The sequence below is a fragment of the Bradyrhizobium neotropicale genome (genome assembly GCF_001641695.1).
GTDB classification, from domain to species: Bacteria; Pseudomonadota; Alphaproteobacteria; order Rhizobiales; family Xanthobacteraceae; genus Bradyrhizobium; species Bradyrhizobium neotropicale.
The window spans coordinates 144,271-155,947 of the sequence record NZ_LSEF01000046.1 but is presented as its reverse complement, the minus strand read 5'-3'; the positions used below and the strand labels follow the sequence as shown (position 1 = coordinate 155,947).

Below are 11,677 nucleotides of genomic sequence, written 5' to 3'. Positions count from 1 at the left end.
CGAGCTCGAGGACGCGATCGACGTCGAGGACGACCATGAGCTGTCCGTCGAGGCGGTGGACGCCGCCGGCGAGCTTGGCCATGCGGGGATCGAGGTTGACGGGATTTTCCTCTTTGCCGTCCTCGGGCAGGCGCAGCACCTCGCCGATCTGGTCGATCAGCAGGCCATAGGATTCCCCGCGGAGGTCGACGCCGACCGCCATCGGCACCTTGCCGTCCTCGGCCTTGGGCAGGCCGAGCCGGGCGCGCATGTCGACCACGGTGACGATGCGGCCGCGCAGATTGAGCACGCCGGCGATCTCGCGGGAGGCCAGCGGCACGCGGGTGACGCGTTCGGGCATGAACACGTCCTGGACGCGGGAGATCGGCAGGCCGAACAGCTGGCCGCCGATCATCGCGGTGACGTATTCGACCATGGCGCCTTCGGTGGTCTGGGTCTTGGTGCTCATTGACGTATCTCCTTCCCGCCCGCGTTTTGTTTGAGCATGATCTCGTCGGAAAACCGCTTCACACTTTGCCGGATCATGCTCTAGGCCGCCGCCCGGCTCAGCTCGGAGGCGCCGGCGGCGCCCGCGGTCTGTTCCTTCAGCGCCGCGATCAGGCCGGGACGGTCGAACTTGGCAACATAGTCGTGGAAGCCGGCCTGCCGGCCGCGCTCGATCGCCGCCGGCGAGACCAGCGCCGACAGGCCGATGATCGGGATCGCACCGAGATTGTTGTCCGAGCGCAGCGCCTCGGCGAACTCGAACCCGTTCATGTCGGGCATCTCGATGTCGGTCAGCACCACGTCGAAGTTCTGGCCCGCGCGGAGCGTGGCGAGCGCCTCCTGCGCGCCTCCCGCGGTGCGGACCCGGTAGCCGGCCGCCTTGAGGACGGGGGCCAGCATGTTGCGGAAGAAGGCGGAGTCGTCGACCAGGAGCACCGACTGCGCGTGCATCGACGGCTTCATCTCCTTGCGGGTGAACCAGTCGGCGAACGCCATCGGCAGGAAGTGGCCGACGTCGATCACCTCGGTGGCCTGGCCCTTGATCACGGCCGAGCCCAGGATGCCGGCCGAGGAGCCGCCGACCTCGATGTTGAGCCGTTCCTCGACGATGTCGATGATCTCGTCGACGACGAGGCCCATGGAGCGGCCGTCGTCGGCAAACACCAGGATCGGCTGCGCGCCCTGGCTCGCGATGGTGACGCTCTCCATGGCGACCAGCGGCATCAGCTGCTCGCGGTACTGCACCATGTAGCGGCCGTTACTGAACTCGATCTTGTCGGCGGGCAGCTCTTCCAGGCGGGTGACGAGGCCGAGCGGGACCGCCTTGGGCTGGCTGGAGCCGGCGCGGAACACCAGGAGCGAGGTGGTCTGCTCGCCGCTTCCGATGTGATGGCCGGAGGCTTCATCGGCCATGTCATGGGCCGAGGAGCCGGAGGCGCCGAGCGCTTTCGCAATGCCGTTGGGGTCGATGATCATGATGACCGCGCCATCGCCCAGGATCGTGTTGCCCGAGAACATGTCGATGTGGCGCAGCTTGGTCGACATCGGCTTGACCACGATCTCTTCGGTGTGGAACACGCCGTCGACGACGATGCCGAAGGTCTGGCTGCCGACCTGCGTCACCACGATGAAGCCGTTCTCGGGATCGCTGGCGGCGCCGTCGTCGATCTTCAAGAGCTTCTTCAGATGGATCAGCGGCAGCAGCTTGTTGCGCAGGCGCAGCACCGCGGTGTCCTTGATGCGCTCGATGCGGTGCTCGGAGTTGGCGCGGGCCCGCACCAGCTCGACGACCGAGAGCTGGGGAATGGCAAAGCGGTCGCCGGCGGCCTCCACGATCAGCGCCGAGACGATCGCCAAGGTCAGCGGGATCTTGATGGTGACGGACGAGCCTTCGCCGGCGACCGACTTGATGTCGATGGTGCCGCCGATCTGGTCGATATTGGTGCGCACCACGTCCATGCCGACGCCGCGCCCCGACACCGAGGTGATGGCGGCCGCGGTCGAGAAGCCCGGCGCGAAGATGAACTTGTGGATCTGGGCTTCGCTCATCTTCTCGAGCTCGGCCTCGGTGACGAGACCGCTGGAGAGCGCCTTGGCCTTGATCTTCTCGGTGTTGAGGCCTCTTCCGTTGTCGGCGATGCAGATGATGATGTGGCCGCCCTCGTGATAGGCGGACAGGCGAATGGTGCCCTGCTCGCCCTTGCCGCTGGCGAGGCGCTCGGCCGGGGTCTCCAGGCCATGATCGGCGGAGTTGCGCACCATGTGGGTGAGCGGGTCCTTGATCAGGTCGAGCACCTGGCGGTCGAGCTCGGTGTCGGCGCCGTGCATCTCCAGCTCGATCTGCTTGCCGAGTTCGCTCGACAGGTCGCGCACGATGCGGGGCAGCTTCTGCCAGGCGTTGCCGATCGGCTGCATGCGCGTCTTCATGACGCCCTCCTGCAGCTCGGCGGTGACGTTGGAGAGGCGCTGCAACGGCACCTTGAACTCGGTGTCCTCGTTGCGGCGGGAGATCTCCAACAGCTGGTTGCGGGTCAAGACCAGCTCGGAGACCATGGTCATCAGATGCTCCAGCGTATCCACGTTGACGCGGATCGACTGGTTGGCGACGCGGTCGCCCTCGGCGGCGGTCTCGTCGGCCATCGACTTCTTGGGCGCGGCCTTGGCGGCGGGCTTTGCGCTCTCCTTGGCCGTTTCCTTGGCGGCAGGCGCCGGAGCGGCCGGCGCCGGCTCGGCCTTGATCTCGGCCTTGGCCACCGGCGCCGGCACTTCGATCGCGGTCTCGCGGAAGGCGCGCTCGAGCTCGTCGAGCGACACCTCGCCCGGGCGCAAGGGGCGCTCCAGCGTCTGGTCGACCAGCGAGCCCGTGGCCATCTCCTTTGCCGGCGCGGCGGCGGGGGCGTCCGGCGCGAGCGGCGGCGCTTCAGTGACGGGCGCGGCACCTGCGGCCGGCATCGGCTGCGCCGAGCCGGACATCGCCGCCATGCCCTGCTCGACCATCGCTTCCAGCTTGTCGATCAGGTCACGGTCGGTCCCTTCGGGCTCGGCTTCGGTGGCCTCGAGCCCGGCCAGAATCTCCTTGATGCGGTCGATCGAGGACAGGATCACCGTCACCGCCTGCCCCGTCACCGGCATGCCGTCGCGGAATTTGCCCATCAAGGTCTCGCCGGCATGCGCCAGCGCTTCCAGACGCGGCAATCCCAAAAAGCCGCACGTGCCCTTGATGGTGTGGACCAGGCGGAAGATGTTATCCAGGATCTTGGCGTTGTTCGGCTCCTGCTCGAACTTCACCAATTGATTGTCGACGGTGTCCAGGCTCTCGCTGGTCTCCGTCAAAAACTCCCGCAACAGATCATCCATGAGGTACGCCTTACTAACCTGGACTGCGCGGCCGGCTTTCGGCCCTTGATCCCGTCGGCCAGGAGGCGTTCGAGACCGGCATCTTTGCCAAGCGGAGAGTGTCGTTGGCGAGGTTGAATCAACCCTGAAAATCGACGGACGCCCTCGTCTAAATCGTTAGACATCCCATTTCACGGTCCCGTTAATTTCATCCTCCGTGCTAATACGGATATTGAAGACAAGTTTGGCGTTTGCTCGCCTGCGCTACCGTATCTCTGCAAAGCCGGCTGCGTGCTCTCGTCACGATGAAGCCTTGGGTAAACGCACCGCTAATGGCAGCGCGAGCCGGCTGAAAAAGCCTCAAACATCGAGGGCAACGTGCGTGGCGCGCGCGAGCCAATGCACGGCACCGGCATTGGTCGCCCTCCGCGCACGATGCGCCGGGCAGCGTCGGCGAGACGTGAACGATCGGCACGCAGGGTAAACGGGGTCTTACCGCAGGCTCGCTGCGAGCGACGCGGCGCTAACCGAGGCACGCCGAGATCGCGTCGCGATACTCCGACAGGCATTCGTCGATGGCGGTAACGAGCGCCGCCGGCGCGAACGGATCGCGCAGGCAGCGCGGCGAGCTCCAGCGCCATCCCCAGGAAGTCGTCGGACGCGGGTGAATTGAGATTTGCAAACGCGTCGCCGGACATGGCGATCAACGAAATGGCGGGTGCACGCTCTGGAATAGCGGATCGAATCGAACCCGCGCATGCGCGGCATGAAGCTGTCGATGATCATCAGATCGAAGCCATCGTTCTCGAGCGCGTAAGCGCTCGACGCGGCAGACCTAGACCTGTTGCGGCCCCATCCAAAATGGTCAGAGAGACTGTCTTGGGCGAGGTGGGCGTGGCGCTGAAGCATGTCCACTTCCCCGCATGGCGGAGGCCGCATCTGTTGAAGGTCCGGCAATGAGGCTGTCGCGCTTCGACCTGCATCCATGCCTCGCCGACCGGGTACCATGTACCAAATGTACCAATTGCCAATATATCCCGACGGGCACATGATGGAACTTACGCGTGCATGGGGACGAATTCGCTATCGCGGATTTATCCGCTGACGAGACGAGAAGCAGCTTGGAAACGATGGTGCGCCCGTCCAACGGTTTCCTGTCCGCGTTGTCGGCAGATGATTACGAACTGATCCGAGCACACTTGCGCACGGTCGATCTGCCGCATGAGGCGGTGCTGGTCGAGACCGGCGAAATGCTCAGGCGCGCCTACTTTCCGCATCGCGGCGTCATCTCGCTGGTCGTGAAGCTGGCCAAGGGCGAGCACGTGCAGGTCGCCATGATCGGGCGCGACAGCGTGCTTGGCGCGTTCTCGGCACTCGGCGACTCCAATGCGCTGGGTACCGCGGTGGTACTGGTGCCCGGCACCGCGTCGATGCTGGATATCGACCGGCTGCGCGCCGCCGCCGACCAGAGCGCCGGCCTGCGGACCCGGCTCGCGCGCCATGGGCTGGCCGTCTACGCCCAGGTCCAGCAAACCGCGGGCTGCAACGCCGCCCATCCCGTGGAGTCGCGGCTGTCGCGATGCCTGTTGCAGACTCATGATCTGTCCGGCGACTACAGGCTGCTGCTGACGCAGGAGGCGATGGCGCAGATGATCGGCGCGCGGCGCAACAGCGTGTCTCTGGTCGCCAACACCTTGCAGCAGGCCAATTTTATCCACTACAGCCGCGGTCACATCCAGATCAACAATCTGGACGGCCTGCGCCAGACCGCATGCGAGTGCTACGCCACGGTGAAAGCCCAGTACGACAGGCTGCTCGGGCTGTGACGCTGTGCGGGTCCCACCGGGCCGCGACGGCACGTGGTAAACCGACCGCTTACGGCGGAGGGCAAACACTGACGGTCTCGCTACCGGAACCGAAATCGAAATGCGGTAGACGGGGGCATTCCTCGCGCTTTCGGGCCGCGATGCACCCAACGGAAACCGAGACTGAGCAATGTTTGAGACCACCGCACGCGGACCGTCTTCGGCGGCCACGACTTGCGCGCCGCACACGGACCGCATCGCGCCGGCGCCGGACGGGTGCGATGCCGAGCTGGCGCGCGAGCCGAGCGCCTTCGATGTGCTCGTGCGCGAGATCGGCGAAGACGGTGCCTGCGAAGTGCGCGCCGTGTTCTGGAGCGAGACCTCCGCGCGGCTGAAGCTATTCGGCACGCTCGCGCTCGGAGAGCACCGCGCCAAGATCGAGCGCGAGGCGCATTCGCTGAAGAGCTCGGCAAGGTCGTTCGGCTATCTCCGCCTCGCGGCGCTGGCGCTGCGGCTGGAGCGCAGCGCGGCAACGGTCGACGACGATGAATTCGCCGATCTCCTCGCGCAGATGGACCTGGCCTACACAACCGCGCTGATGCAGGAGCCGCAGGGCTAGCCACTCCGACGTGCAAATCCGCCGTACTTCTACGGTTTTGGATTTTCACACATGGCTAATCATAGGTCGCGATAGTCGCCGGAAACCAGGAGGGTTTCCATGTTCACCTATGAGACCGCGGACCAGAAGGAGGTCCGTCGCTTCCGCATCGCTCAGTTCAACGGCCGGATGGCGACGGTGAAATCGGGCGAGTCCACGGTGACGGGTTTCGTGCGTTCGGTGCTGGAGCAGGAGTCGAGCGTGCCTCCGCGGTGGACCATCACCATCATCCAAGGCGCGCCGAAGGAAGAGCCGAAACCGCTGCGGCCCGGCCTGCGCCTGCGTCCTTTCGCCGAAGATTATCTCTGAGCGCGACCAGCCGCCCCCTCCGCCGCGCCGCCACCCGGCGGCGCCGACAACAGCCTCAATCGATCGAATGCAGCAGCGCGGCGCGGACGAGATCCGCGGTGTTGCGCGCACCGAGCTTGCGCATCGCCTCGGCCCGGTGGCTCTCGAACGTGCGCGGGCTGATCTGCATCCGCAACGCCCCCTGCTTGTTCGAATAGCCTTCGCTGATCAGCCGCAGCACCTCGCGCTCGCGCTTGGTCAGCCGCTTCTGGCTCGACACGCCGGAGAACGCGGGTCCCGCAGCGCGTGACGCCTGCGACGGGCGGCCCGCCTTCAACTCGACGTCTTCGGGCGCGGCTTGCACCGGCAGACCGCTCTTCTGCGGACCGGCAAGCTGCTTGACCAGGCTGCAGACCCGCTCGGTCTGCGCCAGCGCATTCTCCACTACCCGCTGCAAATAGGCACGGTCGCCGGAGGCCGGCGAGAGCTGATCACTGTGATGCTTGATCTCGCCCATGTAGAGCAGGAGTGCGGTCAGGGGGCCGTTGAGTTCGCGGGCAATCGCGGCGGCCATCTCGTCGGCCGCCTTGGCGCGGGCGGCGTTCAGCCGGACGGGATCGAGCTCTTCATGCGGAGAAGCGCTGGTTTCGTACCATTCCGACGGCCGCGAATCAGCGGCCGTATCATGCTGATGCCCCATGCGAATCGTTTAACGGAACCCGGGGGGGTCTGTGGTTAACTTTTTGCTCCGTAAGACTACGGTAATTTTGTCAGTTTTGTGCTGAAACGTCGGCGCGGGCACAATTTGTGCTTGCGATCGAGCAATCCGGACCATGCTGGGGTTGACGAATCTGCCTACTTTCTGAGCAGTGCGGATCATGCTGCTTTAACGATCGGTTCCATCGCACCGTCGCCTTCCCCGGACTTTACGGATAAATTAACGGCGACTTGCTCTCTTAGGCACGGTTGAGAGCGCGCAAATGCCTCCACGCATGGGGCCGGTACGGCCTGCGGGAAACGCTGCGGAAGATTGCGTGCCATGAACGAGATCGATCGGCTGTGGGAGTTCTTGCAGAGGCTGACGCCGCTGTCGCGCAGCTGTCTGCTCAGCGAGCTCGAGCGGTTAGAGCTCTGCGGCATCGACATGCCGGGCTCGGCCGACATCCTGGCGCGCTTACGTGCCGAGTTCCGCAAGGACGGATCGAACCAGGCGCGCGCCACCAATCCGTCACGCTACTTCTTCGCGCCGCTCGAACTCTTGCTGATGGACGGCGCGCCCGAGCACGCCAATGCGGGACGGATCTCGCGCAACACGCTCACCCCGATCTGGGAGTGGATCTGCCGCGACCTGCTGCCGACCATGGCGCGCGACTACACCAAGGCGATCAACGATCAGGTGGCCGCCAACAATCCGAAGGAGACGCTGAAGATCGCGGCGACCTTCCAGACCAAGGTGGTCAAGGTCCTCGAGAACACCCTCGCCTCCGCGGACGGGACCGAGCTCGCACGGAGCAAGCTCGCGCAATACACGGCCTCGCGCACCGCCTTCGACGACGTGCGCAAGATGCTGCACGTGCTGCGTGCTGGCGACGCGCTGCCGAAATTCAACGAGAAGCTGCCCGAAAAGATCGCGAAATTCGACGACGGCCAGGTCGCAAAGATCACCGCGCAGCTCGACGCCTTCAGGAAATCTCACGCCAACGCGCTGCCCTTTGCGCTGGCGCTGGTGGCAAGGCGCCTGAAGACGTCGTGGGAGCTGGTGCGCCTCGCCACCAAGGGCGCCACGAGCAAGAGCGCCACTGATGTCGCCGCCACCCCCTATGCCTGCGCGGTCCACATGGTGCTCGACCGGCTCGACGACAAGCGCCTCGCGCTGCGGATCGCGCTCAGGCACAACCGCGTGCTGGTCGCGCGCGACCTGCTCGCGGAAATCTACGACCTGGAATACGCGCTCAAGGTCCGGATCGACGGGATCGAGCAGTCGGAATGGGGCATCCGCCTGCAGCAGTTGATGAATGCGATCGCGGAACTGGTGGCGGCAGAGGTGAGCCGCTTCCCGGCCAATGTCGGCCACATTCTCGGCTCGCGCCGCCTGCGCAGCCACGATTCACTCGGGGGCAAACTGAGCTATCTGGCGTGGAAGGGACGTGATGTGGTGCAGGATGGCGCGGCGGTGTTCCGCAAATTGATCGGACAGACCTAGAGCAAATAATAGTGGCTCGAAGCGCTACTGCTGGGCGCGCGGCAGGCTCAGGAAGCGATCGGTAAATCGCCCTGACAGCACGAACCAGAACCACCAGTACATCATTCGCCGCGTTGTCATTGCTGCGATCCTCCACAGCCCACCACCGGCTGCTCGGATTAATAGCGCAGGTGCAGCAATTCGCATGTGAGGTGCTTCACATTTGCCGGGACAGGGCCTGCCCGGGGGCCGCGGCGACCCCTCGTGGAACCGTCTTGCCGGTTCGGAAGTTTTTTCGTCAAAACAACCCCATGCACAGTAGGGGGGCGGCGCTCCAGGAAAGGGCTCCCGTCATGTCCCTGTCACACGTCAACCCGATCTCGCTGCCAGACAGCGAGCACCAGATTCAATTGCGCCGCGCCGTAATCGCCTCCACCATCGGCACGGCGATCGAGTGGTACGATTTCTTCCTTTATTCGACCGTCACCGGCCTCGTCTTCGCAAAGCTGTTCTTCCCGAATTCCGACCCCTGGGTCGGCACGCTGGAGGCTTTCGCGATCTATGCGGTCGGCTTCGTCGCGCGCCCGGTGGGTGCCGCGATCTTCGGTCACTATGGCGACCGCATCGGCCGCAAATCGACGCTGATCGCCACGCTGCTCCTGATGGGCATCGCGACCTTTGCGGTGGCGCTGGTCCCGACCTATGCGAGCATCGGCATCTGGGGTGCGGTGCTCCTGACCGTGCTGCGCTTCATTCAAGGTGTCGGCGTCGGCGGCGAATGGGGCGGCTCGGTGCTGATGTCGATGGAATGGGCGCGCAACGATCATTCGCGCGGGCTGATTGCCTCATGGCCGCAATTCGGTGTGCCCTGCGGACTGTTCCTGGCCAATCTCGCCGTGCTCGCCTTCAGCCAGATGTCCGGCGAGCAGTTCCTGTCCTGGGGCTGGCGCATTCCGTTTGCGCTGAGCCTCATCCTGGTCGGCGTCGGCCTCTACATCCGGCTCGGCATCCTGGAGACGCCGGTGTTCTCGAAGCTGGTCGCCGAGCGGAAGGTCGAGCGTACGCCGATGCTCCAGGTGATCAAGGAGCATCCGAAAGAGATCCTGCTCTCGGCGTTTGCCCGCATGGCCGAGCAGGCGCCGTTCTACATCTTCACCGCGTTCGTCTTCGCTTACGGCATCAAGACGCTGAACGTGTCGCGCGACTTCCTGCTCACCGCGGTGCTCGCGGCCTCCGTGCTGTCCTTCGTCTCGATCCCCGTCTTCGGCCATCTGTCCGACCGCATCGGGCGCAAGAACATGTACATCACCGGCGCGGTCGTGTGCGGCGTGTTCGGCTTCATCTACTTCCGCATGCTCGACACCGGCTCGCATCCGGTGATCTTCCTCGCCATCATCCTGTCGCTGATCCCGCATGACATGATGTATGGCCCGCAGGCCGCGCTGATCGCGGAGAGCTTCACCGGCCGGCTGCGCTACAGCGGCGCCTCGCTCGGTTATCAGCTTGCCTCGGTGATCGCCGGCGGCCCGGCGCCGCTGATTGCGGCATGGCTGTTCGGCACCTTCGAGTCGGCCACCGCGATCGCGGTCTATATCGCACTCTGCGCGGTGATCTCGGTGGTCGCGACGGCGGCGATGACCGACTACACCGGCAAGAACATCTCGGGCGAGTACAGAACGGGCTGACGCTGCGGGTCCTTACGCGTGCGAGCGCATTAGTCCCATCATCCCCGCGCATTGGCGAAGCGAATGTCGCGGGAGGGGCGAGACTTGTGGCGCGGATGCACCGCAAGTCGAGCCATCGAAGGATCGACGGCGTCGCCGCTGCAGCCGCTCCTTATCGCACCGAGTTCTATCCGGCATATGACTACAATGCGGCCGGCATGGCCCAACACGACAAGGCCACCGGCAAGTGATACCGGCGTTATTGAATTGGGCGAACCGCAGACGGCGCCGTCCGATTACAGGACACCGGCTGCACGCACGCTCGCGCGACATCCCGACCAAATTGTCGTTGGATTGCCGCGCATCGCGCCGCCGCGCTCCTCCAACCGTAAAAACTTCTCAACGAAAATGCGTACAATTTTACACGTGATGGCGGCTTTAACGTTACCCGGATAATTCAGTGATCAAGATGAAGCTCTCCATATTTGAAACCGGCCGCGCCGCTAACACTCCGTCACGGAACGGGAGTGGCGTGAGATGGACGACGGGCTAGTGGAAGTCGCCGAACGGAGGCCTGTAACCTTCGGTCGGCGGAAAGTGACGCCGCGCGCCTGCGTGGCCGAGGGCAAGCGCCATCTGCGCGCCTTCCTCTGCGAGGTGCTCGAGGATCTCGGCTTCGTCACCAGCGAATGCGCCAGCGCGGACGAGCTGCAGGCAGTGCTCGCCAGCGAATTGCCCGACCTGATCCTGCTCGGCGTTGCCGCCGACGGCATCGAGCCGGCAAAGGTCCTGGAGACGCTGGTGCGCGAGGCGTTTGGCGGCAAGGTACTGGCCGTCGGCGCCCGCGAGTCGATCGTCCTGAAGGCGGTGCAGCAGGTCGGCGACGAGTATGGCCTTGCGATGCTGCCGTCGCTGACGACGCCGTTCGGCGCCGAGACGCTGCGCGAGCGTGTCGCGATGCTGTTGCCGGAGGAGCCGGCGCCGAGCCCGGCCGTGCATGTCGGCGAGGCCTTGCACGCGGGCTGGCTCGAGCTCTGGTATCAGCCCAAGATCAACGCGCGCACGCTGGTCCGCTGCGGCGCCGAGGCGCTGGTGCGGATGCGGCATCCGACCTGGGGCGTGGTGCCGCCGGCCTATTTCATCCCTGACGCACACGATCCGCATTTTCGCGCGCTGTCGGAGTTCGTGATCGAGCGCGCCATGCACGACTGGCACTATCTGATGGAGCGGCAGAGCACGGTCGATCTGTCGATCAACCTTCCCGCCTCATATCTGACGGAGCCGCAGGCCGTCCGTGATCTGTGCCGGCGCGTGCCTAACCATCCCGCCTTCGGCGGGCTGACCATCGAGATCGACAGCGTGGAGGCGATCCGTGACCTCGATGTTCTCGTCGAGGTCGCGCGCGAGGTGGGCCTCCATAACATCGGCCTGTCGATCGACAATCTCGGCGCCAACTGGCCGGCGCTGATGGGCCTGGACAGAATTCCCTTTGTCGAGCTGAAGACCGACCGGCAGTTCGTCACCGGCAGCGGCAATGATCGCCTGAAGCGGACGGTGTGCCGTCACATCGTCGAGCTCGCCAAAGGCTACGGCGCGCGCAGTGTGGCCGAGGGCGTCGAGAGCCGCGCCGATCTCATGACCGCGACCGAGCTCGGCTTCGACCACGAGCAGGGCTTTCTGTTCGGCAAGCCGATGCCACTGAAGAAGTTCGCACGGAGCGCGCTGACGCGGACGGTGATGGGGCGGGACTGAGGCGCGG

10 protein-coding genes and 1 pseudogene are annotated in these 11,677 nt (G+C 65.0%); 7 read left to right on the top strand and 4 right to left on the bottom strand.

Annotation, left to right across the window (positions count from 1 at the left end):
* The 3 genes and pseudogenes from AXW67_RS14920 to AXW67_RS44035 all read right to left on the bottom strand — a co-directional run.
* Positions 1 to 448: chemotaxis protein CheW (locus AXW67_RS14920; protein ID WP_063678486.1), on the bottom strand; the 448-nt coding region annotated here is incomplete at its 3' end.
* An 80-nt stretch (positions 449 to 528) separates the two neighbouring features.
* Complete coding sequence (locus AXW67_RS14915; protein WP_063678485.1) at positions 529 to 3,342, bottom strand: hybrid sensor histidine kinase/response regulator; 2,814 nt, start codon at positions 3,340 to 3,342, stop codon at positions 529 to 531.
* Positions 3,343 to 3,844: 502 nt separating this feature from the next.
* A pseudogene (locus AXW67_RS44035) lies at positions 3,845 to 4,134 on the bottom strand (response regulator); the annotation flags it as partial.
* Positions 4,135 to 4,451: 317 nt separating this feature from the next.
* On the opposite strand from AXW67_RS44035, the gene AXW67_RS14910 reads away from it, so the two are divergent.
* From AXW67_RS14910 to AXW67_RS14900, 3 genes are all read left to right on the top strand, one after another.
* Positions 4,452 to 5,147, top strand: coding sequence for a Crp/Fnr family transcriptional regulator (locus tag AXW67_RS14910; RefSeq protein WP_201723672.1), 696 nt, complete (start codon positions 4,452 to 4,454; stop codon positions 5,145 to 5,147).
* Between the two features lie 169 nt (positions 5,148 to 5,316).
* Complete coding sequence (locus AXW67_RS14905) at positions 5,317 to 5,745, top strand: Hpt domain-containing protein (protein WP_082907892.1); 429 nt, start codon at positions 5,317 to 5,319, stop codon at positions 5,743 to 5,745.
* A gap of 99 nt (positions 5,746 to 5,844) precedes the next feature.
* Positions 5,845 to 6,093: a hypothetical protein gene (locus AXW67_RS14900; protein WP_063678483.1), complete on the top strand. Its 249-nt coding sequence runs from the start codon at positions 5,845 to 5,847 to the stop codon at positions 6,091 to 6,093.
* A gap of 55 nt (positions 6,094 to 6,148) precedes the next feature.
* Here the strand turns inward: AXW67_RS14900 and AXW67_RS14895 are convergent, their stop codons facing one another.
* The gene (locus AXW67_RS14895) at positions 6,149 to 6,772 is read right to left on the bottom strand and encodes a helix-turn-helix domain-containing protein (RefSeq protein WP_027554536.1); all 624 of its coding nucleotides are present in this window, start codon (positions 6,770 to 6,772) and stop codon (positions 6,149 to 6,151) included.
* A 339-nt stretch (positions 6,773 to 7,111) separates the two neighbouring features.
* Here AXW67_RS14895 and AXW67_RS14890 point away from each other — a divergent pair, with 339 nt between their 5' ends.
* From AXW67_RS14890 to AXW67_RS14880, 4 genes are all read left to right on the top strand, one after another.
* Positions 7,112 to 8,275, top strand: coding sequence for a hypothetical protein (locus AXW67_RS14890; protein WP_063678482.1), 1,164 nt, complete (start codon positions 7,112 to 7,114; stop codon positions 8,273 to 8,275).
* 332 nt (positions 8,276 to 8,607) lie between these two features.
* Entirely contained in the window at positions 8,608 to 9,939 is a 1,332-nt protein-coding gene (locus tag AXW67_RS14885) for an MFS transporter (protein WP_063678481.1), read from the top strand.
* An 86-nt stretch (positions 9,940 to 10,025) separates the two neighbouring features.
* The gene (locus tag AXW67_RS42725) at positions 10,026 to 10,169 is read left to right on the top strand and encodes a hypothetical protein (RefSeq protein ID WP_161491258.1); all 144 of its coding nucleotides are present in this window, start codon (positions 10,026 to 10,028) and stop codon (positions 10,167 to 10,169) included.
* Positions 10,170 to 10,455: 286 nt separating this feature from the next.
* Entirely contained in the window at positions 10,456 to 11,670 is a 1,215-nt protein-coding gene (locus AXW67_RS14880; RefSeq protein WP_063678480.1) for an EAL domain-containing response regulator, read from the top strand.
* Positions 11,671 to 11,677: the final 7 nt, after the last annotated feature.

Coding starts and splice junctions, on each gene's coding strand:
- AXW67_RS14915 (WP_063678485.1), bottom strand. CDS start 3,342: ATGGATGATCTGTTGCGGGAGTTTTTGACGGAGACCAGCGAGAGCCTG.
- AXW67_RS14910 (WP_201723672.1), top strand. CDS start 4,452: ATGGTGCGCCCGTCCAACGGTTTCCTGTCCGCGTTGTCGGCAGATGAT.
- AXW67_RS14905 (WP_082907892.1), top strand. CDS start 5,317: ATGTTTGAGACCACCGCACGCGGACCGTCTTCGGCGGCCACGACTTGC.
- AXW67_RS14900 (WP_063678483.1), top strand. CDS start 5,845: ATGTTCACCTATGAGACCGCGGACCAGAAGGAGGTCCGTCGCTTCCGC.
- AXW67_RS14895 (WP_027554536.1), bottom strand. CDS start 6,772: ATGGGGCATCAGCATGATACGGCCGCTGATTCGCGGCCGTCGGAATGG.
- AXW67_RS14890 (WP_063678482.1), top strand. CDS start 7,112: ATGAACGAGATCGATCGGCTGTGGGAGTTCTTGCAGAGGCTGACGCCG.
- AXW67_RS14885 (WP_063678481.1), top strand. CDS start 8,608: ATGTCCCTGTCACACGTCAACCCGATCTCGCTGCCAGACAGCGAGCAC.
- AXW67_RS14880 (WP_063678480.1), top strand. CDS start 10,456: ATGGACGACGGGCTAGTGGAAGTCGCCGAACGGAGGCCTGTAACCTTC.